23 protein-coding genes and 1 tRNA gene are annotated in these 24,852 nt (G+C 66.3%); 15 read left to right on the forward strand and 9 right to left on the reverse strand.

What is annotated here, in order from left to right; all coding sequences use genetic code 11:
- Window positions 1-5: 5 nt before the first annotated feature.
- Window positions 6-974: a sulfate/molybdate ABC transporter ATP-binding protein gene (locus PVZ77_RS11820; RefSeq protein ID WP_273806581.1), complete on the forward strand. Its 969-nt coding sequence runs from the start codon at window positions 6-8 to the stop codon at window positions 972-974.
- A 242-nt stretch (window positions 975-1,216) separates the two neighbouring features.
- Window positions 1,217-2,668, forward strand: a complete 1,452-nt coding sequence (locus tag PVZ77_RS11825; protein ID WP_443218030.1) for a methyl-accepting chemotaxis protein — start codon at window positions 1,217-1,219, stop codon at window positions 2,666-2,668.
- Here PVZ77_RS11825 and PVZ77_RS11830 read toward each other — a convergent pair.
- From PVZ77_RS11830 to gabD, 3 genes are all read right to left on the reverse strand, one after another.
- Window positions 2,665-3,864, reverse strand: a complete 1,200-nt coding sequence (locus PVZ77_RS11830) for an HDOD domain-containing protein (RefSeq protein ID WP_273806583.1) — start codon at window positions 3,862-3,864, stop codon at window positions 2,665-2,667. The genes PVZ77_RS11825 and PVZ77_RS11830 overlap by 4 nt on opposite strands.
- A gap of 113 nt (window positions 3,865-3,977) precedes the next feature.
- Complete coding sequence (gene gabT, locus PVZ77_RS11835) at window positions 3,978-5,258, reverse strand: 4-aminobutyrate--2-oxoglutarate transaminase (protein WP_273806584.1); 1,281 nt, start codon at window positions 5,256-5,258, stop codon at window positions 3,978-3,980.
- A 234-nt stretch (window positions 5,259-5,492) separates the two neighbouring features.
- Window positions 5,493-6,941, reverse strand: a complete 1,449-nt coding sequence (gene gabD, locus PVZ77_RS11840) for an NADP-dependent succinate-semialdehyde dehydrogenase (protein WP_273806585.1) — start codon at window positions 6,939-6,941, stop codon at window positions 5,493-5,495.
- 342 nt (window positions 6,942-7,283) lie between these two features.
- On the opposite strand from gabD, the gene PVZ77_RS11845 reads away from it, so the two are divergent.
- From PVZ77_RS11845 to sugE, 4 genes are all read left to right on the forward strand, one after another.
- A tRNA-Arg gene (locus PVZ77_RS11845) sits at window positions 7,284-7,360 on the forward strand.
- A 254-nt stretch (window positions 7,361-7,614) separates the two neighbouring features.
- Window positions 7,615-7,845, forward strand: coding sequence for a hypothetical protein (locus PVZ77_RS11850; RefSeq protein ID WP_273806586.1), 231 nt, complete (start codon window positions 7,615-7,617; stop codon window positions 7,843-7,845).
- Window positions 7,846-7,945: 100 nt separating this feature from the next.
- Window positions 7,946-8,332: a hypothetical protein gene (locus tag PVZ77_RS11855; protein ID WP_273806587.1), complete on the forward strand. Its 387-nt coding sequence runs from the start codon at window positions 7,946-7,948 to the stop codon at window positions 8,330-8,332.
- Between the two features lie 177 nt (window positions 8,333-8,509).
- Window positions 8,510-8,827, forward strand: a complete 318-nt coding sequence (gene sugE / locus PVZ77_RS11860) for a quaternary ammonium compound efflux SMR transporter SugE (protein WP_273806588.1) — start codon at window positions 8,510-8,512, stop codon at window positions 8,825-8,827.
- 10 nt (window positions 8,828-8,837) lie between these two features.
- Here the strand turns inward: sugE and PVZ77_RS11865 are convergent, their stop codons facing one another.
- Entirely contained in the window at window positions 8,838-9,308 is a 471-nt protein-coding gene (locus tag PVZ77_RS11865; RefSeq protein ID WP_273806589.1) for a hypothetical protein, read from the reverse strand.
- A 28-nt stretch (window positions 9,309-9,336) separates the two neighbouring features.
- Here PVZ77_RS11865 and PVZ77_RS11870 point away from each other — a divergent pair, with 28 nt between their 5' ends.
- A complete protein-coding gene (locus PVZ77_RS11870; protein ID WP_443218027.1) occupies window positions 9,337-10,497 on the forward strand; it encodes a PQQ-dependent sugar dehydrogenase in 1,161 nt (386 codons plus the stop codon).
- A 34-nt stretch (window positions 10,498-10,531) separates the two neighbouring features.
- Here the strand turns inward: PVZ77_RS11870 and PVZ77_RS11875 are convergent, their stop codons facing one another.
- Window positions 10,532-11,869, reverse strand: a complete 1,338-nt coding sequence (locus tag PVZ77_RS11875; RefSeq protein ID WP_273806591.1) for a DUF4214 domain-containing protein — start codon at window positions 11,867-11,869, stop codon at window positions 10,532-10,534.
- 277 nt (window positions 11,870-12,146) lie between these two features.
- On the opposite strand from PVZ77_RS11875, the gene PVZ77_RS11880 reads away from it, so the two are divergent.
- From PVZ77_RS11880 to PVZ77_RS11915, 8 genes are all read left to right on the forward strand, one after another.
- Window positions 12,147-13,220, forward strand: coding sequence for a saccharopine dehydrogenase family protein (locus PVZ77_RS11880; protein ID WP_273806592.1), 1,074 nt, complete (start codon window positions 12,147-12,149; stop codon window positions 13,218-13,220).
- A 66-nt stretch (window positions 13,221-13,286) separates the two neighbouring features.
- Complete coding sequence (locus tag PVZ77_RS11885; protein WP_273806593.1) at window positions 13,287-14,228, forward strand: Gfo/Idh/MocA family protein; 942 nt, start codon at window positions 13,287-13,289, stop codon at window positions 14,226-14,228.
- 108 nt (window positions 14,229-14,336) lie between these two features.
- Window positions 14,337-15,977, forward strand: coding sequence for a methyl-accepting chemotaxis protein (locus PVZ77_RS11890; protein ID WP_273806594.1), 1,641 nt, complete (start codon window positions 14,337-14,339; stop codon window positions 15,975-15,977).
- A 166-nt stretch (window positions 15,978-16,143) separates the two neighbouring features.
- Window positions 16,144-16,398 (forward strand): hypothetical protein, encoded by a 255-nt coding sequence (locus tag PVZ77_RS11895; protein WP_183633058.1) that lies wholly within the window; start codon window positions 16,144-16,146, stop codon window positions 16,396-16,398.
- 385 nt (window positions 16,399-16,783) lie between these two features.
- Window positions 16,784-17,677, forward strand: a complete 894-nt coding sequence (locus PVZ77_RS11900; RefSeq protein WP_273806595.1) for an SDR family oxidoreductase — start codon at window positions 16,784-16,786, stop codon at window positions 17,675-17,677.
- 5 nt (window positions 17,678-17,682) lie between these two features.
- Window positions 17,683-19,482: a glycoside hydrolase family 15 protein gene (locus tag PVZ77_RS11905; RefSeq protein ID WP_273806596.1), complete on the forward strand. Its 1,800-nt coding sequence runs from the start codon at window positions 17,683-17,685 to the stop codon at window positions 19,480-19,482.
- The gene (locus PVZ77_RS11910) at window positions 19,479-20,060 is read left to right on the forward strand and encodes a DNA-3-methyladenine glycosylase (protein ID WP_273806597.1); all 582 of its coding nucleotides are present in this window, start codon (window positions 19,479-19,481) and stop codon (window positions 20,058-20,060) included. Before PVZ77_RS11905 ends, PVZ77_RS11910 begins: the two co-directional genes overlap by 4 nt.
- Before the next feature lie 41 nt (window positions 20,061-20,101).
- Entirely contained in the window at window positions 20,102-20,392 is a 291-nt protein-coding gene (locus tag PVZ77_RS11915; RefSeq protein ID WP_273806598.1) for a DUF2845 domain-containing protein, read from the forward strand.
- Window positions 20,393-20,587: 195 nt separating this feature from the next.
- Here PVZ77_RS11915 and PVZ77_RS11920 read toward each other — a convergent pair whose 3' ends face one another.
- The 4 genes from PVZ77_RS11920 to pstC all read right to left on the reverse strand — a co-directional run bounded on the left by PVZ77_RS11920 (window position 20,588) and on the right by pstC (window position 24,785).
- Window positions 20,588-21,874, reverse strand: a complete 1,287-nt coding sequence (locus PVZ77_RS11920; protein WP_443218028.1) for a putative porin — start codon at window positions 21,872-21,874, stop codon at window positions 20,588-20,590.
- Between the two features lie 291 nt (window positions 21,875-22,165).
- Window positions 22,166-22,930, reverse strand: a complete 765-nt coding sequence (pstB, locus tag PVZ77_RS11925; RefSeq protein WP_044341611.1) for a phosphate ABC transporter ATP-binding protein PstB — start codon at window positions 22,928-22,930, stop codon at window positions 22,166-22,168.
- A 5-nt stretch (window positions 22,931-22,935) separates the two neighbouring features.
- Window positions 22,936-23,811, reverse strand: coding sequence for a phosphate ABC transporter permease PstA (gene pstA, locus PVZ77_RS11930; protein ID WP_183633064.1), 876 nt, complete (start codon window positions 23,809-23,811; stop codon window positions 22,936-22,938).
- Window positions 23,811-24,785 (reverse strand): phosphate ABC transporter permease subunit PstC, encoded by a 975-nt coding sequence (pstC, locus tag PVZ77_RS11935; RefSeq protein ID WP_273806599.1) that lies wholly within the window; start codon window positions 24,783-24,785, stop codon window positions 23,811-23,813. Before pstC ends, pstA begins: the two co-directional genes overlap by 1 nt.
- Window positions 24,786-24,852 lie beyond the last annotated feature (67 nt).

The raw sequence follows: 24,852 nt of genomic DNA on the forward strand, positions 1-24,852 counted from the left end.
GCGCCATGAGTATCGAGATCCAGGGTATCAACAAGAGGTTTGGCGCCTTCCAGGCGCTCAAGGACATCAACCTGCACATCGAGAGTGGCGAGCTGGTCGCCCTGCTCGGCCCCTCGGGCTGCGGCAAGACCACCCTGCTGCGCATCATCGCCGGCCTGGAAGCGCCGGACACCGGCAACATCGGTTTCCATGGCGAAGACGTCTCCGGGCGTGACGTGCGCGATCGCAACGTCGGCTTCGTCTTCCAGCACTACGCGCTGTTCCGCCACATGACGGTATTCGACAACGTGGCCTTCGGCCTGCGCATGAAGCCGCGCCGCGAGCGGCCGAGCGAGGCGCAGATCGCCAGCAAGGTGCACGAGCTGCTGAACATGGTGCAGCTCGACTGGCTGGCCGATCGCTATCCCGAGCAACTTTCCGGCGGTCAGCGCCAGCGCATCGCCCTGGCCCGCGCGCTGGCGGTGGAGCCCAAGATCCTGCTGCTCGACGAACCCTTCGGCGCCCTGGATGCCAAGGTGCGCAAGGAGTTACGTCGCTGGCTGGCACGGCTGCACGAGGAGATCCACCTGACCTCGGTATTCGTCACCCACGACCAGGAGGAAGCCATGGAAGTGGCCGATCGCATCGTGGTGATGAACAAGGGCCAGATCGAGCAGGTCGGCTCGCCCGCCGAGGTCTACGAACAGCCGGCGAGCGACTTCGTCTATCACTTCCTCGGTGACTCCAACCGCCTGGCGGTGGGCGAGCAGGAGGTACTGTTCCGTCCGCACGAGGTGGAACTGGAGCGCGAGCCGCGAGCGGGTTATCACGCGGCCGAAGTGCGCGACATCCGGCCGCTGGGCGCCACCACCCGGATCACCCTGAGGGTGCCGGAGCAGAGCGAGGTGATCGAGGTGGAACTGGTCAAGGACCACCCGGTACTGGCCGGGCTGCAACGGGGTGCGCCGCTGCATTTCCTGCCGCGTATGCCCTGAGTCCACCGCAGGCGGCTAAGACCAAAGTCGTAGCCGCCGGGACCAGACAGCGGTTGCAACCTCCGGAAAGCGGGCTCCATGATCGACGAAACTGACAGCCGTCACACTTCGTCCTCGATCGAGCAGAATAACAAGGAGGTCGCATGCCCAGGCGCTGGCCCGTCGTGTTGTCGCTTCACCTGGCCATCCTCGTGGCCACGCTGCTGCTCTGGCAGTGGCTGGCGCTACCCATCGCCACCGGTATGGGACTGGTGCTCGCCGCTGCCCTCTGGCCCTGGTTGCTGTTGCGCAGGCCTACAGCGCCGCCCGCGCCGAGCCAGTCCTTCGACGAGCTGACCAGCGATCTCTCGCGCAGCACGGCGCGCAACGCCGTGGCCATCGCCGGCGTGGCCTTTGCCGCCCAGCAACTGGCGGCACGGGTGCAATCCCAGGCCAGCACGGCCGCGCAGATTTCCAGCAGCGCCGCTGCCCTCACCCAGACCGAGCATGACAGCGCCGCCAGCGCCCGCCAGGCCCTGGCGGTGGCGCAGCAGGTGCACCGGCGCAGCGAGGCCGGCCAGGACGCCCTGAGTACGGCGATCGCCGCCATCCGCGCCCTCAGCGAGCACGCCCGCCAGAGCCGCGAACTGATCGCCGGCCTGAGTGCCCGCACCGACAAGATCCAGCAGGTCACCGAGGTCATCCAGCGTATCGCCAGCCAGACCAACCTGCTGGCGCTCAATGCCGCCATCGAGGCCGCGCGCGCCGGGGAACACGGGCGTGGCTTCGCGGTGGTCGCCGACGAGGTCCGGGGCCTGGCGGCGCGGACCTCCAGCGCGACCGGCGAGGTGGGGCTGATCGTCGCCGACATCAGCCAGCAGACCGACGCCGTGGTGGCGCAGATCCAGCAACTGGCCCAGGCGCTGGACGACGGCGTGCGCCAGGTCGAGCGCACTGGCGAAGGCCTGCAGGAGATCGCCCAGCTGGCGCAGACCGCCGAGCGCCAGGCGGCGGATATCGCCCAGGGCACCTCGGCCAATCTCGCCCAGCTGGAAAGCCTGGCCCAGGCGGTGGAGCAGGTGCACAGCGATCTCGCCGACAGCGAGCGCCAGACCAGCCGGCTCAGCGGCGCCGCCGACGAACTGGTGGACATGGCCGAAGCCAGCAGCGAACGCCTGGCCGAGGTCGGCCTGGACAGCTATCACCAGCGCATCTTCGAACTGGCGCGCCAGGGCGCGGATGCCATCGGCCGGCGCTTCGAGGAAGACCTGGCCGCCGGGCGCATCACCCAGGACGCCCTCTTCGACCGCCAGTACCAGCCCGTGCCCGGCAGTCAGCCGGCCAAGTACCGCACCCGTTTCGACAGCTATACCGATGGCGTGCTACCGGCGATCCAGGAGCCGCTGCTGGACCAGCATCCCGGCCTGGTCTTCGCCATCGCCTGTACGCCGGAAGGCTATGTGCCCACCCACAACCGCGCCTTCGCCCATGCACCCACCGGCGACGTGGCAGTGGATACGGCGCGCAGTCGCAGCAAGCGCCTGTTCAGCGATCGCACCGGCAAGCGCTGCGGCAGCCACCAGCGCCGCCTGCTGCTGCAGACCTACATGAGAGACACCGGTGAGGTGATGCACGACCTTTCGGTGCCGATTCTGGTGAACGGCCGGCACTGGGGCGGCCTGCGCCTGGGCTATCGCCCCGACAGCGCACGCTAACCCAGCTGGAGCTGGGTGACCGCCAATTGCCAGACGGCGGCCTCCAGACCGAGCATGCGCCCGGCCTTGTGCTCCAGCAGGGTGTCGAGAGACTCGCCCGGGGCGGGGTTCGCCGCTTGCGCCGCCAGGTGCAGGATCAGCGACGGCTTGGGCAGCACGCCATGCAGGCTGTGCACCGCGGCCACCAGCTCGCGCAACTCCAGTGGCAGCCGCCAGTGCCGCTGCAATTCCGCGGAAAACTCCAGGCTGTAGCTCAGCAGCGCGCGCTCCAGCGCGGCCTCCTCGATGACGCCACCCCCGTCGCACCAGCGCTGCACGCCTTGCAGCACCGCCAGTTCCCCCAGGCGATGCAGCAGGCCGGCGGTATAGCAGCGCTCGGCGTCCTCGCGCACATAGCGCAGCGCCAGCAGCCGGGCGCAGTCGGCGGCGCGCTGGGCCAGGCGCAGATAGCCCTCGGCGCGTCCGGCCAGCAGCGGCTCGGCCAGGCGGGTCGCTCGCCGCAGGCTCAGGCCCAGGACCAGGTTGAGGGTGAAGCCGACGCCCAGCCGCGGCAGGGCCTGGCTGAGGGTCTGGCAGGATTGGCCGACGCGCTGGGAAGCGCTGTTGGCCGCCGCGATCAGGGTCGCCGTGACCAGGGGATCCTGGCCGAACTCGGTTTCCAGCTCCCCCAGGCTGCAACTCTCGCTCTCGCGACAGCGCTCGATGATGGCCGGCAGATCGGCGAACAGTGGCACGGCGTCGATTTCGGCGGCCATGCGCTGCAGATGATCGTCGAGCGATCCCAGGGCCGCGGCACTACTGGCCGCCCGGGACGCGTCTCCCGCGGGTGGCAACAGACTGCGCAGACGGCGCAACACCTCTTCCGCCGCATAGGGTTTGACCAGATAGGCGGTGGGTGCCAGGCGCAGGGCAGCGCGCACATAGGCGGCATCGGCCTGTTCGGACAGCAGGATCACCGGCTGCAGCGGCTGGGCGCCGCGCTGGCGGATGCGGCGCAGCAGGTCGATTCCATCGCAATCGGCCGGTCGCTCGACGATGATCAGGGCGCATCTCTTGCGCTGATCCAGTTCGGCGAGGGCCTGATAGCCATGGCCGTATTCGTGCACCAGGGCATCGGCACGCACCGCCAGCACCAGTGACTTGAGCAGGTCACGGGTCCAGGGATTGGCGTCGACGATAAGTATCAGGGGCGGCATCCCAACCCACTCCTGCTTGAGGAAAGCGAAGCGGCGGATGATGCGTCAAAGCGGACTCAATGCCAAGCGCGTCACATAAAAACCGCCCTCTGGGAGGGCGGTCCGATCAGGACTCAGGCCAATTCGGCAAAGCACTCGCCGATAATGGCCAAGCCGCGATCCAGCTCTTCGTCGCTGGCGGTCAGCGGCACGAGGATGCGCAGCACGTTGCCGTAGCTGCCGCAGCTGAGCAGGATCAGGCCCTTCTGGCGCGCCCGGACCACGATCTGGCTGGTCAGCTCGGCATCGGGCTGCTCGATGTCGCCCCCCTTGCCCAGCTCCATGGCGATCATGGCGCCCAGGCCACGGACGTCACAGATCTGCGCGTGCTTGGCGGCCAGTTCGCGCAGACCCGCGGTGAGGCGTTCACCCACGGCCTTGGAACGGTCCAGGAGTTGCTCTTCCTCGAAGGTCTCGATCACCGCCAGGGCCGCGGCACAGGCGATGGGGCTGCCGGCGTAGGTGCCGCCCAGGCCGCCGGGGGTGACGGCATCCATCACCGTGGCGCGCCCGGTCACGCCCGACAGCGGGAAACCGCCGGCGATGGATTTGGCGAAGGTCACCAGGTCGGCATCGACGCCCATCTGCTCCATGGCGAAGAAGGTGCCGGTACGACCGGCGCCGGACTGGACTTCATCGGCGATCAGCAGGATGCCGTGGGTGTCGCACAGCTTGCGCAGGCGCTGCATGAATTCCTTGGGCGCGGCATAGAAACCACCCTCGCCCTGCACCGGCTCGAGGATGATGGCCGCGATGTCGCCAGGGGCCGCATCGTTCTTGAAGATGCGCTCGACGCTGGCGATGGCGTCATCGACGCTGATGCCGTGCAGTTCGCAGGGATAGAGCGCGCGATAGACGCCGCCGGGCATCAGGCCCATGCCGGCCGAATAGGGCGCGACCTTGCCGGTCAGCGACAGGGTCATCATGGTGCGGCCGTGATAGGCACTGGAGAAGGCGATGACGCCGGCGCGCTGGGTGGCGGCGCGGGCGATCTTGACGGCGTTCTCCACGGCTTCGGAGCCGGAGTTGAACAGTGCGGTCTTTTTCGGGAAGTTGCCCGGCACCAGTTCGTTGAGCTTTTCGCAGACCTCGACGTAGGGCTCGTAGGCCAGCACCTGGAAGCAGGTGTGGGAGACCTTGGTCAGCTGCTCCTGCACGGCCGCCACCACGCGCGGATGCAGGTGGCCGGTGTTGAGCACGGCGATGCCGCCGGCGAAGTCCAGGAACTCGTTGCCCTCGACGTCCCAGACCTTGGCGTTCTCCGCGCGGGCGACGAAGATCGGGTGGGTCTGGCCGACGCCACGGGCGACGGCGGCGCTGCGACGGTGCATCAGGGAATCATTGGTGTGGCTCATTGCAGTCCTCGATGGCCGCTCATCGTGGCGGCCGGCTACGGGAAAGACGCGGACCGGATTCCGGGCAGCATACGATGATCGACTGCCAACGGCCCGGCGTCCGCGCCGGGAAAAGCTTTGGATCAGACCGAGGAGCTGTTGGGCTGCGACGATAAAGCCCTCTCAACCCAACCTACCTCGACCGTAGGTTGGGTTGAGTGCCGCGAAGCCCAACAGGCCCAGCCGAAAGCGGTATCAGACGCCCAGGCAGAGGTACTTGATCTCCAGGTATTCCTCGATGCCGTACTTGGAGCCTTCGCGGCCCAGGCCCGAGGCCTTGACGCCACCAAAGGGCGCGACCTCGTTGGAGATCAGGCCGGTGTTGATGCCGACCATGCCGTACTCCAGCGCCTCGGCCACGCGGAACACGCGGGACAGGTCGCGGGCATAGAAGTAGGAGGCCAGGCCGAATTCGGTGTCGTTGGCCAGTTCGATGACCTCGGCCTCGTCCTTGAAGCGGAACAGCGGCGCCAGCGGGCCGAAGGTCTCCTCCTTGGACACCTTGGCGCTCTTGGGCACGTCGGCGAGGATGGTCGGTTCGAAGTAGCTGCCACCGTTGGCGTGGGCCTTGCCCCCGGCGATGACCTTGGCGCCATGGCTCACGGCGTCGTCGATGTGTTCCTTGACCTTGGCCGCGGCCTTGGCGTCGATCAGCGGGCCGATGGTCACGCCCTCTTCCAGGCCGTTGCCGACCTTGAGCTTGGCTACCGCGGCCTTGAACTTCTCGGCGAAGGCGTCGTAGACACCGTCCTGGATATAGAGGCGGTTGACGCAGACGCAGGTCTGGCCGGCGTTGCGGTACTTGGAGGCGATGGCGCCTTCCACGGCCTTGTCCAGGTCGGCGTCGTCGAAGACGATGAAGGGCGCGTTGCCGCCCAGCTCCAGCGACAGCTTCTTGATGGTGGGCGCGCTCTGCTCCATCAGCTTGGCGCCGATCTCGGTGGACCCGGTAAAGGAGATCTTGCGCACGATGGGGCTTTCGGTCAGTTCGGCGCCAATCTCGGCGGCGGAGCCGGTGACCACGCTCAGCACGCCCTTGGGAATGCCGGCGCGCTCGGCCAGTTCGACCAGGGCCAGGGCCGAGTACGGGGTCTGGCTGGCGGGCTTGATGACCATGGTGCAACCGGCGGCCAGGGCCGGACCGGCCTTGCGGGTGATCATCGCGGTGGGGAAATTCCACGGCGTGATGGCGGCGGTGACGCCGATGGGCTGCTTGATCACCAAGATGCGCTTGTCGGCCTGGTGGCCGGGGATGGTGTCGCCATAGATGCGCTTGGCTTCTTCGGCGAACCACTCGATGAAGGAGGCGGCGTAGGCGATCTCGCCCTTGGCCTCGGCCAGCGGCTTGCCCTGCTCCAGGGTCATCAGCCGGCCCAGGTCGTCCTGGTTCTCGATCATCAGCTCGTACCAGCGACGCAGCTTGGCCGAACGCTCCTTGGCGGTCAGCGCGCGCCAGGCCGGCAGGGCGCGGTTGGCGGCGTCGATGGCGCGCTTGGTCTCGGCGCGGCCGAGCTTGGGAATGGTGCCCAGGGTCTCGCCGGTGGCCGGGTTGTCCACGCTGACGGTGGCACCGCTGTCGGCGTCGATCCAGGCGCCGTCGACATAGGCTTGCTGGCGAAACAGGGAAGCGTCTTTGAGATGCATTACGGTCTCCTTGGCTGAAAGGGCCGGAAGCAAGGGCATGACACCCCTGCGCCTGCGATAGTGTCAGGCCTGGAAACGCTGGCATCGCCACCGTTCAGTGCCCGCTCGAACTACGTTCGAACCGCCCTGGGCGTTCGAAATATTGAACGCATCCTAGGAGAACATTGAACCCCTGCGCAAGAGCGCCGGAGCGGTTTTCGCGCGGCCCTCCTGCTTGTTTATCCAGCCCTCGCCACACCCCGCGAAACAGTCGTTCAAAATCAACAACATCGTGCATCCGGGCATGGACGGTCGGGGGCAAGGTGAGTATGATGGCGACCGATTCAGCGTCACCGAATCGTTGCACTCGTAGCTCAGCTGGATAGAGTACTGCCCTCCGAAGGCAGGGGTCGTGGGTTCGAATCCCGCCGAGTGCGCCATCTCCCGTTCACCGCCGCGTGAACCTCAGCAAAGCCCGCCATCGCGCGGGCTTTGTTGTTTCTGGCCGTCGTTCAAGCCTTTCCAAGACGCACAGACCGTTCGCGAAAGAACCTACGCCAGATTGCCGGCGTGATTTATCTGACCATTATCACTACCACACTCGCGATTCTGATCTAAGCTCTGACCTCTAGATCCGCTCCAACCAGCCGGCCGGATGCCGATACCCTGGTGATCAACCCAGCAAGGACGCCTCATGAGATACCTCCTGACCAGCTCGGTCACCCTCTTTCTCGCCGCTCCGCTCCTGACCGAAGACACCGCCCTGGCCCAGGCCGGCCATGCCCTCCGTCCAGGGATAGAGGCAGCTGCTCACTCCTTGAATCTATCGCTGCTGCAGAGCAGTGCGGTCGGCAGGGGCCCGGTGGCCGACGAGGCGCGGCTGCAGCTGGCGGCGCTGGAACGGCAGGCGCGGCGGGACGACTAGCCTCAGGGCTTTGCCAAGGCCCGGCGCAGAGGCCTTCTTGAACGAAGCGTCCGTCCGGGGCTCTCAAGGTCTCCACTAACGCCACCCCGAGGAGACCTGGATGAAATCCCTGATTCCCCTGTTGCTGCTGCCGCTCGCCCTGGGCGCCTGTACCCGGGAGCCGATTCGGCACGACGACCTCGGTTTGCCGAGCTGCGATCTGCAGCAGCAGCGTGAACTTCCGGGCGAACTGGGCGGCGCCATCAGTGATCCACGGCAGGCGCATATATCGATGCGCGCCAATGTGCTGCTGGCGGATGTGAGCACGGCGCGCAAGGCGCGGCGGATCAGTCAGGAACAGGCAACGGCCTTCAGCGAGCGCATCGCCGCGGTGCGCAGCCAGACCGATGACCTGGTCAAGCAGCAGGGCTTTCTCAGCGCGGCCGAACGCGCCAGTTTCGACCGCGAATTCGACGGGATCGCCACGCAGATCTGCCAGCCGCGCTAGCGGTTGGTGGGTAGCGCCTGCCAGGTCGGGTCGAAAGGTACGGCCATGAACGGCTAGGATAATGGGGCCGATCAGGCGGTAGGGCAGCCTGTCGCCCTTTTCTCTCAGCCTACGGGGACGACCCCGGCGATCGGTGGGCAGCGTTCCGGGACGGCCCGGTGTCACAGGAGGCCGTCGTTGGCTTGGTTCTATCTGGTGTGCGCGGGACTGCTCGAAGTGGTCTGGGCGTTCTACATGAAGCAGTCCGCGGGCTTCACCCGCCTCACGCCGACGATCATCACCGGGGTCGCCATGGTGGCCAGCGTGGCGTTGCTGTCGATCTCCATGCGCAGCCTGCCGCTGGGCACCGCCTATACGATCTGGACCGGTATCGGCGCGATCGGCGCCTTCATGATCGGCATCCTGGTGCTGGGCGAGGCGGCGAGTCCGCTGCGCATCCTGGCCGCCGCGCTGATCGTCAGCGGGCTGGTGCTGATGAAGCTGACCTCGTCCTGATCGCCCTCCCCTAGCGCGGGATCACCGAGCGGGCCAGCCAGATGAACAGCAGCCCGCCGAGCAGCCCACCCACGGCCATCGCCAGCAATCCCTCCAGGGTGCGCGTGGCATAGATGAGCACCGGCATGGGCGCGAAGGCGTCGATCAGGCGGATGGCGGCGATCAGGCTGACACTGCTGGCCAGTGGCAGCAGGCAGGCGCGATGGGCACCGCCGTGACGACCCAGCCAGAGGGCCGCGGCAAAGGCTGGTAACCAAGCGGCGAGCACGATGGCGGCATAGACGGGTCCGAAGCCCAGCAGATCCTCCAGCGAGGTCCGCCAGCGCGTGGCCAGGTCGATCGGCTGGCCGAGTCCCTGGAGGGCCGCCAGGTTGTACTGGGTCTGCACCAGGCTGCCCCAGGCCGTAGCGAGCAATAGGGCCGCGGCGAACGCCAGCAGGGTGCGCGGTTGCAACAGGGCGCGCCAGAGCGGTTGGGGCATGGTCGGAAGATCCCTTGGAGATAGGCAGATGCTAGCGAAAGCGGGTACCCGGAACAGACCTCAAGCGTTACCTAAAGCTTCCGGCCGCTTGGCCTGGCTGGCGTGGCTAGCCCTGCTGGCGGCGCCGCTGGGGCTGGCGGCGCCGGCCTATCGGATCGAAACGGTGGCGACCGGACTGGATAGACCCTGGTCGCTGGCCTTCCTTCCCGATGGCCGCGCGCTCCTGACCGAAGGCGCCGGGCGCTTGCGGCTGCTGGTACGGGACGGTGCAGGTCGCCTCGGGCTGCAGGCGCAAGCCATCACCGGACTGCCGGAGCTCTATACCGAAGGCCAGGCCGGTCTGTTCGAGGTGTTGCCGGATCCGGATTTCGCCCGCAATCAACTGATCTATCTTTCCTATGCGACAGGCACGCGCCAGGCCAATCATTTGAGGGTGGTACGCGCGCGGCTGGACGGTGGACGCCTGCAGGACGTCCAGCCGCTGTTCACCAGCCAGCCGGCCAAGGCCTTCGGGCAGCACTTCGGGGCGCGGATGGCCCTGCTCGGTGACGGCACCCTGGCCATCGCCCTGGGCGACGGCAACGTCGAGCGCACCGACGCCCAGCGACTGGATAACCACCTGGGCAAGATCGTCCGCACAACCCGCGACGGCCAGGTGCCGGCGGATAATCCCTTCGTCAAGCGACCCGGCGCCCTGCCGGAGATCTACAGCCTTGGCCATCGCAATCCCCAGGGCCTGGTCTGGGTGGCCGAGCGCCAGGCGCTGTACGAGCACGAGCACGGCTCCAAGGGTGGCGACGAACTCAATCTGATTCGCGCGGGCGCCAACTACGGCTGGCCGCTGACCACCGGCGGCGTGGACTACACCGGCGCGCGCATCTCGCCCTTTCGCGAATTGCCGGGCATCACCCCGCCGCTGCTGGAGTGGACGCCGTCGATCGCACCTGCCGGGATGACCTGGTACGACGGCCAGGGCTTTCCCGCCTGGCGCAGCAGCCTGTTCGTGGCGGCGCTGCGGGAGAAATCGGTGCGGCGGATACCGCTGGTGGAAGGTGTGCCTGGTCCGCAGGAGCTGTTGTTCCAGGAGCTGGACCAGCGTCTGCGCGACGTGCGCAGCGGACCGGACGGTAATCTCTGGCTGCTCACCGATGGCGAGGAGGGCCGGCTGTTGCGGGTGGTGCCGGGATAGCAGGGGCCACTGCAGGAGACCCCCTAGGACCTGGTCAGGCAGCGATGAAGGTGTTGCTGGCGCCCAGCAGGGTCAGCTCGTCGCTGGGATTGTTGTAGCCGTCATAGACGAAAGCCCCTGGCAGATAGACACTGTACTGATGGCCCTCCTCCAACTCGCTTGTCAGACGGATGTCCAGCAGATTGGTCAGTTGACGCACCGGGGTCGCCATCTCGAAGCCGATCTTCGCACCCGTGGTGACATCGAGCAGAAAGGCTTTCTCCAGCAGCGTCGGGTCTACCTTCACCGGTATCGGATAGGCTTCCGAGTACAGGTCGCGCGTGCCGCGATAGATGGAGTCGTCGAACAGCAGGCTGATGAAGTCATCCGCATAGGGATTGTAGTAGGACTGCTGATCGATACCGGTCAACCGCGGCGGCGTGAGGTCGGCAGGCAGAACGGTGAGGTCCCGCGGCAGGGCTGTCACCGCGACATTTCCGGCGGTATCGGTGGTCTCGACCAGAATCGAGCCTTGCGCATAGAAGCCCGGCTCCAGCTTGGGCGCAGGCCAGCGTCCTTCACCCTGCTGCCAGGTCTGGCCGCCATCGCTGGAACTGCGCCACTGCTCGATGTCGCCATCGTCGAAGAAGCGGAATTGCAGCAGGTTCTCGGTGGTGGGACCGCGGGTGGTGAAGAGATGAAGCTCCGCACCCTGGGTGTCGATCCTCCACGGCGCCTGGTTCGCCAGGGTCCGGGCGTTACCGTCGTCACCAAGGTAACTGACCTGCAGCTGATCCGCCTGATAGTAGCCCGCCCCTAGTTGCAGGGTATGGCTGTCGGCGCTCGTCAGGGTCCAGTGCTGCCCGCCATCCAGGCTGTAACTCCAGGCCGTCACCCCATCTGGCAGGGTCACATCCACCTGGCCGTTGCGGGTGATCCCATCGGTGGCCGACATCCCGGTGTCCTCGTGCAGGACAAGGCCCGGCGTAAGCGGCTCCCACTGCTCGAGACGCGTCTGGAACAGCTGCTGATCAGCGCTCTGGCCATCCGGGCGGCCGAGGTAGTCGATCATCTCGGCGATGACCGCGGCGCGGGCATCCTGGTGGGTGCTGCCAAGCGTCTCCAGTCGGCCCAACCAGAAGGCCTTGCCATCGGCATCGGCGCTGCGGCCGAGCAGGTCGCCATAGCAGCCGTCGATGAAGGCACTGGCGCTTTCGTCCGCGGGATGCGCATGCTGGCGTTCGGCGCCATTGAGGAACAGGCGGATGAGTTGCTCTTCGCCCAGGCCCTCGTCCAGTTTGGCGACCCAGAAGCGGAAGCCTTCCGTATCCGGGGCACGACCCAGTACGCCCCAGTAGCAGGCGTCCACCCGTGCTGCATTGTCCACGACCATGCTCTCTCCTCCTTGAAGCGGCCACCCGCCGTGGCCGAGTCCCTGGCTTATAGAAGGTGGTGGTACGCGGCGCCGACCTGTGTCGGGATTCCTGTGGCGTGCTCGACAGCCTTTCGCCTAGAGCGATAAGCAAAAAGCCGGAAGAAACGAGCGCCCTGGTCATATCGTCGAAAAATCCGACGTTTCGAGAAATAAGTAACGACACTTCGACGCTCTGACGCTCACATCTGGCAGCGCCGCTTTCTAAGCTGGAGCCTCAACCACGGAGGATCCCGCCATGAAAGTCACCCTGCTCGGCGCCGGCCATATCGGCTACACCATTTCGCAATTGCTGCACGCCAGTGGCGACTATCAGGTGACGGTGGCGGATCGCGACGAGCGCGCCCTGGCGGCCATCGCCGCGCTGGGCGTCAAGACCCGGACCCTGGATACCGCCGACGCCAGCGCCCTGGCCGCGGCCCTGGACGACCAGGACGTGGTGCTCAACGCCCTGCCCTATCACCTGGCGATTCCGGTGGCCCAGGCGGCCAAGGCCACCAATACCCACTATTTCGACCTGACCGAAGACGTCAAGGCGACCAAGACCATCCGCCAGCTGGCCGAGGGCGCGAGCAATGCCTTCATGCCCCAGTGCGGTCTGGCGCCGGGCTTCATCGGTATCGCCGCCCATTCGCTGGCCAAGCGCTTCGACAGCGTGCGCGAGGTGAAGATGCGCGTCGGCGCCCTGCCGGAATTCCCCACCAATGCCCTGAAGTACAACCTGACCTGGAGCGTCGACGGCCTGGTCAACGAGTACTGCCACCCCTGCGAGGCCGTGCGCAACGGCGAACTGCAACTGGTGCAGCCGCTGGAAGGCCTGGAACACTTCTCCCTGGACGGCGTGGAATACGAGGCCTTCAACACCTCGGGCGGCCTGGGCACGCTCTGCGAGACGCTGCAGGGCCAGGTGGAAACCCTGGACTACAAGACCGTGCGCTATCCCGGTCACCGCGACCTGATGAAATTCCTGCTGGAAGACCTGCGCCTGGCCGGTGACCAGGAGCAGCTCAAGAACATCCTGCGCGGCGCCGTGCCCACCACCATGCAGGACGTGGTGCTAGTGTTTGTCACCGTCAGCGGGATGCGTGGTGGCAAGCTGGTGCAGGAGGTGTTCAGCCGCAAGATCTTTGCCGCCGAGCGCGACGGTCGCCTGACCAGCGCCATCCAGATCACCACCGCGGCCGGCATCTGCACCGCCCTGGATCTGTTCCGCGAAGGCAAGCTGCCGCAGCGCGGCTTCATCGCCCAGGAGCAGGTGGATATGGAGGCCTTCCTGGCCAACCGTTTCGGCAGGGCCTACCAGCCGGTCTGATCGGGGAAGCTTCGCGGCACACCAGGGGTCCATAACGGAACAGTTACCGTTGGAGGACCCCTTGTCATGCTCAGCGTCGCCATCGTCGGTTGCGAACAGATCCACGCCCAGGACTATCTGGACACCAGCCTGGCCGATCCGCGAGTGCGGGTAGTGGCGGTGGCCAGCGAACGCGATCCCGCCCGCGCCCGGCGCCTCGCCGCGCCCCATGGCCTGCCGGTACTGGATGACTTCGCCCGATTGCCCGAAGTGGACCTGGCCTTCGTCACCACCGCCATCGAGGATCACGAGGCGACGGTGACCACTCTGCTCCCCCGGGCCCGTCATCTCTTCGTGGAAAAACCGCTGGCCGTCTCGGCAGCTCGCGCCACCGCCCTGGCCGATCAGCTCGCCGGGCGTTCCTGCTTCAGCGGCTTCTATCTGCGTACCGACCCGGCCCTGCAGCTGCTGCGCCAGCGGGCGCGGAACGGTGCCATCGGCAGCCTCAGCCACCTGTCACTGACCGCCGGCCACCCGGGGCTGCTGGAGGGCTGGCTCAGCGACTGGCCGGCGCATCTGGACGAGCGCCGCATGGGCTATGGCGCCTTTGGCGATCTGGCCGTGCACCTGCTGGATTTCAGCGCCTGGTTATGCGGTGAGGCCCTGACGGTCGCCCATAGCCGACTGGACCGCGATCCGCGCTGGCCACTGGATCATTGCGGCGAGGCTTTGCTCCAGGCCGGTGATCTGCCGATTCATCTGCGCGCCAGCGCCACCCTGCGCGGTCCGCGGCTGGCCATTCGACTGGACGGTAGTGCCGGAACCCTGGAGCTTTCCGCGGGGCGTCTGGTGCTGCACGACGCCCAGGGAAATCGACAGGTGCTGGCCGAGGGGGTGGACCCTGGCGTGCCCCAGGGCGCCCAGGCGGTGTTCGATCAGTTGCTCGGCCAGCCGCGACCGGAACTGGCCAGTCTGGCGGACGCCCTGAAGGCCAATCGGCTGCTTGATAGCCTTTATGGACGCGATTGAAGGCGGATCGGACGCTCCTGGGCCACCTAAAGGTCGGACTGTTGGTGCCGATAGCGAGGGTATCCAGCGCAACTTGGCTGATACCCACTTCGCAGAAAGGAAGGCTCCATGGTCTGGTTCAACAATCTGGCATTGGCGAAGAAACTCGCCGTGGCCTTTGGCCTGTGCACGGCCATCACCCTGGGCATAGGCGCCGTCGGCTTCAGCGGTATCCGCAGCGTCAACGCCCAGCTGGATAACGTGTTGAACGACACGCTGCTCTCCATCAGCCTGCTCAACGATGCCAAGAGCAATGTCATCGGCCACAACCGCGATCTGTTCCGCGTGCTGTCCATGGCCTATGGCGAGGCACCCCAGAGCGAACTGCAGACCGTCATCACCTCCCTGCGTGACAACCAGGCAGATGCCGAGAAACCCTTCGCCGCCTATCGCGCCACGCCACTGCAGGCCGATGAAAAGCAGGCCGGCGATGCCTTCGAGCAGGACTGGAAGAGCTATATCGCCGGTACCGACGCCATCCTGGCGCGGCTGGCCGCCAAGGACGTAGCCGGTGCCGCCAAGTTGTTGAACGAGCAGGTGCAACCCACCTACCGCAAGACCATGGCCTCGTTCAAGATCATGATCCAGTCCAACAAGCGCCAGAGCGCCGAAGCCGGCGTCGCGGCGCATGCCGCCTACCAGCAGGCTGTCTGGGCACTCGGCCTGGGGCTGCTGCTGGCTATGCTCTGTGCCCTGGCGCTGAGCATCGTCATCACACGACTGATCGTTTCGCCCATCCGCCAGGCAGTGGGCAGCGCCGAGCGCGTCGCCCAGGGCGATCTGACCCAGCCGATCCAGAGCAGCCGCCGCGACGAAGTCGGCCATCTGCTGCAGGCCCTCGGCGGCATGCAGCGCAGCCTGAAAGACACGGTACAACAGATGGCCGGTGCCTCCAGCCAGCTCGCCGCAGCCGCCGAGGAATTGCACGCGGTGACCGAGGAGAGCTCGCGTGGCCAGGTCCGCCAGCACGACGAGGTGCAGCAGGCTGCCACTGCCGTCAACCAGATGACCGCCGCGGTGGAAGAGGTGGCGCGCAATGCCGCCTCCACCTCCACCGCCTCCCAGGACACCAGCCGCGAAGCCCAGCAGGGTCGCGAGCAGGTGCAACAGGCCGCCCAGGCCATGGCGGTGATGACCGGCGAGATTACCGATTCGACCCAGAAGGTGCAGACCCTGGAAGGCCAGGTGCGCGAGATCGGCAAGTTGCTGGAGGTGATCCGCGGGATCGCCGAGCAGACCAACCTGCTGGCGCTCAATGCCGCCATCGAGGCCGCCCGGGCGGGCGAACAGGGCCGCGGCTTCGCCGTGGTGGCGGACGAGGTCCGCGCCCTGGCCCATCGCACCCAGGGATCCACCGGCGAGATCGAGCGCATGATGAGCGCCGTGCGCAGCAGCGCCGAGGAAGCGGTGGGCGCCATGCACAAGAGCCAGTCCCTGGCCGACAGTACCCAGGCGCGCGCCAACCAGGCGGGTGAAGCCCTGGACCGCATCGCCGCCAGGGTCGCCCAGATCGAGGAGCGCAACCTGGTGATCGCCAGTGCCGCCGAGGAGCAGGCCCAGGTCGCCCGCGAAGTGGATCGCAATCTGGTCAATATCCAGGACCTGTCCACCCAGACCGCTACCGGGGCCCAGCAGACCGCCGCCTCCAGCCAGGAGCTGTCGCGACTGGCCACCTCCTTCCAGAGCCTGGTGGCGCAATTCCGTTACTGATCGGCCACCCAGAGACCTTCCGACCGGCGGTCAGCCTGCCCTCGCCCCAGCGAGTGGCGGGCTTCCGGTACAGCCAATGGGTCCGCAGAGGTGACGCGCCGATGTTCGGAATTGAACATTGCATGCCAGTACGGTTCTGAGCAGAAAGACCCGAATGGATGCTCCCATGCGCTTTACCTACGATGCCCGTCGCAGCTACCGCCTGATCGGCCTAGACGATGGTCGCCTGGCTGGGCAATTGCTGTGTGGGCAGCTGTACATCATGGTCGCGGGTGATGGAAAGCAACCGCAGTCCTATGCGCAGCTGGAAGATGACCAGTTGCGCACCGCCGAGGGCCGGCTGATCGGCTGCCGCGACGCGGATATCCTCACCTTGCAGCGAACTGGCGTAGCCCTGCGGCTGGAGCCACTCGACGCCTGACGTAGGACGGCTAGCGCGGTCCCCTCTACTCCGGGCCGCCTCCCGGCCCGCCCCCATGGCCACCATGACCTCCGCCGCCGGGCGGCGGCATGAACAGCCAGCACCCGGACAACGACAGCAGTGCCGCCAGCACGGCCACTTTCGTGCTTCTCGCCATCGCGACGATCTCTCCTGCCGAAGGACCCTTCCCTTCTCGCCGTCATTGGACGCCAGGCCAGGCCGAAAAAGACGTAGCCCTGGGTAAAAGTCAGGTAAGAACGCTGTCTGGCCCGATACATCCGCCGCCGATCGGTGGGAACCTCTCACGCACCTTGTCGCTCCATTTCCTTGAACGTCATCGAAAAGATGCCAAACGGGCGCCTTTTGGCCCCCTTCAGGAGATGTCATGTCCAGCGACAACCAGTACAGCATGCAGAACCCCCTCACCCAGTATCCCCAGCCGGAATTCCCCAAGCAGCCCCAGCAGGCCCCGGGTCTGGCCCAGGTCATGGAGCCGCGTCCCGATCATGGCGAGGCCAGCTACAAGGGCTTCGGTCGTCTGGCCGGGCGCAAGGCGCTGATCACCGGCGCGGATTCGGGGATCGGTCGGGCCACGGCCATCGCCTACGCCCGGGAAGGTGCCGATCTGGTGCTCAACTACCTGCCCGAGGAAGAAGCCGACGCCCAGGAAGTGGTCAAGCTGGTAGAAGCCGAGGGTCGCAAGGCCGTCTGCGTGCCCGGTGACCTGAAGGACGAAGCCTTCTGCACCCAACTGGTGAGCAAGGCCAGGGAGGCCTTGGGCGGCCTCGACATCCTGGTCAATGTGGCTGGCAAGCAGACCGCCGTGCAGGACATCGCCGAGCTGACCACCGAGCAATTCGACGCTACCTACAAGACCAACGTCTACGCCCTGTTCTGGCTGTGCAAGGCCGCGCTGCCGCATCTGCCGGCCGGTGCCGCCATCATCAACACTACCTCGATCCAGGCCACCCAGCCTTCCGAGTTCCTGCTGGACTACGCCTCGACCAAGGCGGCCATCACCAACTTCACCAAGGCGCTGGCCAAGCAGGTCGCCAGCAAGGGCATCCGCGTCAACGCCGTGGCCCCTGGCCCCTTCTGGACGCCGCTGCAGCCCAGCGGTGGCCAGCCCCAGGAAAAGATCCCCACCTTCGGCGGCGAAACGGTGTTCAAGCGTCCCGGGCAGCCGGCGGAACTGGCGCCCATCTATGTGCTGCTGGCTTCCCAGGAGTCGAGCTATGTGACCGGTGAGGTCTATGGCGCCACCGGAGGCATGGGCTGACGGCCATGGCGGCCTTCGATCCCGCCCGCCAGGACGGCTACGCGCCCCTGGCGGGCTACGCTGCCCTTTCCGATGGCCGTTCGGTCGCCCTGGTGGCGCCGGACGGCTCACTGGACTGGTGGTGCGTGCCCAACATGGATTCCGCACCGCTGTTCGACCGCCTGCTGGATGCCCCGGCGGGCGGTTTCTTTTCGATCGCGCCAGTGGCCGACTATCGCGTCGAGCGTGCCTACCGCGAAGACAGTAACGTCCTGGAAACCTGCTTCCACACCGCTGACGGCAGCGTGCGCCTTACCGAATCGCTCAACAGCGGCTCAGCCGGTCGCCTGCCCTGGTGCGAATTGGGTCGCCGCGTCGAAGGCCTTTCCGGACGGGTCGAGTTGCGTATCGAACTGGTACCCGGGACCCAGGGCCAGACCGTCTCGCCCTGGATGCGCAGCACCCCCAATGGCGAGGTCATGCACGTCGATGGCGTGATGGCCACCCTGCGCTATTGCGAGCGACTGGAGATCCTCCAGTGCGATGACCGCCGACTGGTGGCGCGCCTGGTGCTGGAAGCCGGGCAACGCAGTGTCCTGGCCCTGACCGCGACCGAGAACGAACCCCTCGTGGTGCCGTCCCTGGACGAGGTGGACCAGCGCATCGACCGCAGTGACCAGGCCTGGCGCGAATGGGCCCAGGGCTTCGCCTACCGGGGCGAATTCCTCAGCGAGGTGAAGCGCTCGGCGCTGGCCCTCAAGCTGTTGCTCTACTCCCCCACCGGCGCCATCGTCGCCGCAGCGACCACCTCGCTGCCGGAGCGAATCGGCGGCGACAAGAATTACGAATACCGCTATGCCTGGGTGCGTGATGCGGTCTTTACCATCAAGGCCTTCCTGCGTCTGGGCGCCCTCGGCGAGGCCCAGGCGGCCCTGGCCTGGATCCAGAACGTCATCCGCCGCCACGGTAATCGCCTGCACACCTGCTTTACCCTGGAGGGCGAACTGGCCCCCGAGGAACGCATCATCCCGGTTCCTGGCTATCGCGACTCCCAGCCGGTACGCGTCGGCAATCGCGCCAGCGCCCAGTGCCAGCTGAGTCTCTATGGCGATCTGCTGGAGACCTTCCGCCTCTATGCCAGCAAGGGCCATGTGCTGGATTTCGCCACCGCCAGCCTGCTCACCGACCTGGCCAATCTCTGCGCCGATGGCTGGCGGCAGACGGATGCCGGCATGTGGGAATTGCCTGAAGAGCGCCACTACACCCTCTCCAAGCTGGGCTGCTGGTTCGCCCTGGATCGCGCCGTGACCCTCGCCCGCGACGGCCATATCCCCGACGCCATGTGCGGTCGCTGGGAGCGCGAGCGTGATCGCATCCGCGACTGGGTCAACGAACACTGCTGGAGCGAGCGCAAGCAGGCCTACACCTTCTATGCCGGTACCGAGCGTCTGGACGCCGGGCTGCTGCTCGGCATCCGCTTCGGCTTCGACGGCGGCGAGCGTTCGGTCAGCACCCTGGCGGCCATTCGTCGTGAGTTGGCCCATGGACCTCTGGTCTACCGCTATAGCGGTGCCGAGCAGGAAGAAGGTGCGTTCCTGGCCTGTTCCTACTGGATGGTCGAGGCCCATGCCGTGCTGGGCGAGGTGGACCAGGCGCGGGAATTGATGCGCGAGGTACTGGCCGCCAGTCTCAATGGCGTCGGCCTGATGACCGAGATGCGTGATCCCCGCGACGGCACGGCCCTGGGCAACTTTCCCCAGGGCCTGAGTCACCTGGCCATGGTGCATGCGGCGCTGATCCTGGAAGAACCGGAGCCCGAGGCGTGAGCGATCTGGATTTCACCCGCCCGGTGGACGAGGTCGCCCGGCAACTGATCGGCGCCACGCTCAGACTCGAAGGTGTGGGCGGCCTGATCGTCGAGACCGAGGCCTACGACGGCGAAGACCCGGCCTCCCACAGCTTTTCTGGCCCCACCCCGCGCAACCGCGCCATGTTCGGTCCGCCCGGGCATGCCTATGTCTATCGCTCCTATGGCATCCACTGGTGCTTCAATCTGGTCTGCCGCGAGGCCGGGCATGGCGCGGGCGTGCTGATCCGCGCGCTGGAGCCGCTGTGGGGGCTGGAGGCGATGCGCGAACGCCGTGGCGGCCTGGCCGACCGCCTGCTATGCGCCGGCCCTGGCCGACTGTGCCGGGCCCTCGCCATCGACGGCAGTCACGACGGTCTGCCGCTGACCGAGTTGCCCTTCCTGCTGGAGCCAGCCGCTGCCGAAGTAGCCGTGATCGCGGGCCCACGCATCGGTATCAGCCGCGCGCGCGAGGTGCCCTGGCGCTTCGGTCTGGCCGGTTCGCGCTATCTGAGTCGTGGCTTTGCCAAGGCGCCCCATTACGGAGAGAACAGCTAGGCTAAAGGCAATGGCCTCTGCCGCTACCTCTCGGAGTTTCGATGCGCGCTCGTCATCTGTTGCTGATTCCCCTGCTGCTGCCCACGCTCGCCCAGGCCAGCCTGCGCTGTGGCCAGAGTCTCGTCGAGGAAGGCGACAGCGTCGAACAGGTCCTCGCCGCCTGCGGCGCCCCGGCCGAGCGCAAGATCAATCCGCCGGCCCTGCGCAACAACAACGTGCCCAAGTTCAATGCCGCCGAGACCCAGTTCTGGACCTATGCCCCACAGAACGGCGCCTCGCGTCACCTCAAGTTCATCGATGGCAAGCTGGTGGAGATCAGGGTCGAGCGTTAGTGGGAAGCCTCCCTCGCCCCAACCCTCTCCTGGAGGGAGAGAGGCAAAACCAGCAGCTCCGACGTAAGGGAAAGGCAGCGTAGGTTGGGTTGAGCGCAGCGAAGCCCAACAGTTGCCAGGCGGCTCTCTCCATCGAGCAGGCAAAAAAGAACCGCTCGAGGGCGGTTCAAGAGGAGCACGACCTCAGGGTCGTGGTTAGAACTTGGCTTCCAGGTCCAGCTGCAGGGTCTTGACGTCGGCGTCGCGGCGGAAGCGGCTGGCGGTATCGGACTCGGCGAGGAAGTAGGTCAGGCCGACACCGAAGTTCTTGTCGATGTCGTAGCCGAGCTTGAGCTTGTGGCCGCGGGCCCCGGTCGAGCCGTTGCCGAAGTCCGAGTCGGTAAAGGCACCCACCACGGCGTTGCGCTGGACATCACGGTAGTTGTATTCCAGCCCGACCCGCTGCAGCAGCTTGGTCTTGGCGCCCACCAGCCAGGCGGTGTCCTCGCCGTCGTCGGCCTTGTCATTGACCACATACTGGCCATAGAACGACAGCGGCAGCCATAGCTTGGTCAGGTCCAGCTGGGCGAAGCCCTCGTAGAGCTGGAAGCGGTCGGTGGTGTTGCCATTGACCGCCAGGGCGCAGGGCGAGGTGACCGAGCCGGTGGTCGGGCAGGCGCTGTCCTGGTCCTTGTCGTAGGCATAGACGCTGCCGCCGACCATCAGCTTGGCGGCATCACCCAGGTTGAAGCGGCTGCCCAGCTGGCCGGCATAGAGGCGCAGGTCGTGCCTGAACTCGTAGCCTTCGCCGTCGACGTTGTCCTTGAGCACGTAGTAGCCGGTGCTGCCGAACAGCTCGGCGCCGCCGCCCAGGTCGTACCTGTAGGTACCGGCCAGGCCTTCGGGGTTGATGTCGGCGTCCCAGATGACATCGCCGGTGCTGACCCACTGCTGGCCCATCTTGCCACCCACCAGATGCAGATTCGGCAGCGCCGTGGGGTGGTAGTCGATGTAGGCCTGATCCAGCCAGAGCTGCTTCTTGTTGAAGTAGCCGTTGAGGTCCTGGTTGGTGGAGCGGGCATCGTCGCCACCGCCGGTGGCGATGCGGATGCCGGTGTCCACCTGCGGATTGATCTCGCTGTAGGCGCCCAGCCGCGCGCGGATGCGCTGACGGTCCCGATCGCGGCCGTTGTCCGGTTCGCCGCTGATATCGATGCTCTCGTGGCGCACCCGCACGTCGCCCTTGATCTGGGTCTTGGCGGCCCAGGCCAGTTTCTTCTCGAAATCGGAGGTCTTCTGCTGCTGGGCGACCTGGGCAGCACGCGCCTGCTGCTCCTGCTGCAGATCGCCGCGCAATTCGCTGTACTGCGCAGGGGTGATGGAGCCGTTGGCCTTGAGCATGTCGAGCAGCTTCTCATCGACCGCGGCACTCGCGGCGGCCGAGCAGGTGGCCAGGAGCACGCCCGAGAACAGCGCCATGAATCGATAAGGGTTAACAGGCATTGGCAGATCTCCTTGCAAGACAATCCAGGGAGTGATGGCTGGCGGTGCAGCCCGTCACGAAGCTGGGTCAGTCTCGGCAGAAGAGATGTCGTTTTGCTTGCAGGAAGATAAAGCTTTTAATTCAAGGCATTGAATATAAAGCAAAATTTAATCAAACCTTCATCCATCCCGGACGACTCGGCAGTGGCTCGGAATGGAACACGATGACCCGAGGCTCTGGCCCGGCGCTTTCCGACCGCCCATGAAAAAGGCCACTCCGGGGAGTGGCCTTGCCGAGCGCCGGCGAAATCCTCAGCCGAAGCGACCGGTGATGTAGTCCTCGGTCTGCTTCTTGTCCGGCTTGGTGAAGATCTTGTCGGTCTTGTCCACTTCGATCAGCTCGCCCAGGTACATGAAGGCGGTGACGTCGGAGCAGCGCGCCGCCTGCTGCATGTTGTGGGTAACGATGACCACGGTGAACTCCTGCTTGAGTTCGGCCAGCAACTGCTCGATGCGCGCGGTGGAGATGGGATCCAGGGCCGAGGTCGGCTCGTCCAGCAGCAGCACCCGCGGACGCAGGGCGATGGTGCGGGCGATGCACAGCCGCTGCTGCTGACCGCCGGAGAGACCCAGGGCGCTCTGGTTGAGCTTGTCCTTGACCTCGTCCCACAGCGCCGCACCGCGCAGCGCCTGCTCGACGCGATCCTGCAGCTCCACGCGGGACAGGCGCTCGTGGTGGCGGATGCCGTAGGCGACGTTGTCGGCGATCGACATCGGGAAGGGCACCGGCTTCTGGAATACCATGCCGATGGTGCTGCGCAGGCGGCTCAGTGAGTACTTGGGATCGAGGATGTTCTCCCCGTCCATGAGGATCTCGCCGCTCGCTTCCAGCCCCGGGTATTCCGAGTAAATGCGGTTGAAGATGCGCAGCAGCGTGGATTTGCCGCATCCGGACGGGCCGATGATGGCGGTGATCTGCTTGGCCGCGATGTCCAGGTTGATCGACTTAAGCGCCTGGTGGCCCTTGTAACGGAAGCCGACGTCGCGCGCCTGCAGTTCCGGTATCTGCGTCTGCATGGTAGTCACTTGGAATCCCGGTTACGAAAGAAGAAGCGAGAGGAGAGGTTCAGGAGCAGCACGAACAGTGTCAGCAGCAAGGCGCCGGCCCAGGCCAGGTGCTGCCAGTTCTCGAACGGACTCATGGCGAACTGGAAGATGGTCACCGGCACGGTGGCCATGGGCTTGAGCACGTCGGCGTTCCAGTACTGGTTGCCGAAGGCGGTGAACAGCAGCGGTGCGGTCTCGCCGGTGATGCGGGCGATGGACAGCAGCACCCCGGTCACCACGCCGGCGCGGGAGGCGCGCAGCAGAATCTGCAGGGTCACCTTCCATTGGGGAATGCCCAGGGCCAGGGCCGCTTCGCGCATGGCCGGCGGCTGCAGCTGCATCATCTCGTCGGTGGTACGGGTCACCACCGGCACCACCAGCATGGCCAGCGCCAGGGAGCCGGCGAAACCGGAGAAGCCCAGGCTGCCACCGGAGTACTGGTTCAGAGTCACCACCACGGCGGTGTAGATGAACAAGCCGATGACGATCGACGGCGCCGACAGCAGGATGTCGTTGACGAAACGCACCACCAGCCCGAGCTTCGAATGGCGGGCGTATTCGGCCAGCCAGAGCCCGGCGAGGATGCCGATGGGCGCGCCGATGGCGGTGGCCAGCAGGGTGATCAGCACGCTGCCGAACAGGGCGTTGGCCAGACCGCCGTCGGCGGCGCCGGGCGGCGGCGTCATCTCGACGAAGAGGGCCGGGCTCAGGGCGCTGACGCCCTTGATCAGGGTGGTGCCGAGGATCCAGGCCAGGAAACCCAGGCCGAGCACGGCGGCGGCGCTGCCAAAGATCAGCGCGATGCCGTTCTTGATCCGCCGCTTGCGATAGAGATAGGCGTCGATGTGCATCAGTTACCTGCCTTGCGCGACAGTTGCGTCAGCATCAGCCGTGCCGCCAGCAGCACGAAGAAGGTCACCACGAACAGCAGGAAGCCCAGGGCGATCAGCGAAGAGCGGTGCAGATCGGTGTAGGCCTCGTTGAATTCGTTGGCGATCACCGAGGCGATGGAACTGCTCGGCATCATCAGCGAGAGGGAGAACTGGTGGGCGTTGCCCAGCACGAAGGTCACCGCCATGGTCTCGCCCAGGGCGCGCCCCAGGCCGAGGAAGGCACCGCCGACCACCGCCGAGCGGGTGTAGGGCAGCACGATGTCCCAGCAGACTTCCCAGGTGGTGGAACCCAGGGCGTAGGCCGATTCCTTGAGCTGGGCCGGCACGCTGCGGAACACCTCGTACATCACCGAGGTGATGAAGGGCAGGATCATGATCGCCAGGATGATGCCGGCGGTCAGCATGCCGATGCCCAGCGGCGGCCCCTGGAACAGCACCCCGATTACCGGGATGGCGCCGAGGTAATCGTTGATGAAGGGCGAGATGTAGGCGGCCATGAACGGGCCGAAGACGAACAGGCCCCACATGCCGTAGATGATCGAGGGAATGCCCGCCAGCAGCTCGACCGCGGTGGCTACCGGGCCGCGCAGCCAGGGCGGCGCGATCTCCGAGAGGAACAGGGCGATGCCGAAGGCGGTGGGCACGGCCAGCAGCAGGGCGATGAAGGAGGTCATCAGGGTGCCGTAGATGGGCACCAGGGCGCCGAACTTCTCGGCGCCGACATCCCATTCGGCCGAGGTAATGAAGTCCAGGCCAAAGGTCATGAAGGCGTGGCGACCGCCCCAGAGGGTGGACGCGGCGGCGCCGACCAGTACCAGCAGTACCAGCAGCGCGGCGGAAAACAGCAGCCGGCGGAACCAGACATCGGCGCGGGTATCCCGGCGGATGCGCTGTTCCTGAGCGGCGGAGAGGGGCAGGGTCTGGTCGGTCATGGAGCTTTCCGTCTACCTGGAAGGACGCGCGAAACCGCCTGGACCCCAGGGGATCCAGGCGGCGGGA

Origin of the sequence: Pseudomonas sp. SHLD1, assembly GCF_028640935.1 — a bacterium.
GTDB lineage: Bacteria > Pseudomonadota > Gammaproteobacteria > Pseudomonadales > Pseudomonadaceae > Chryseomonas > Chryseomonas aestiva.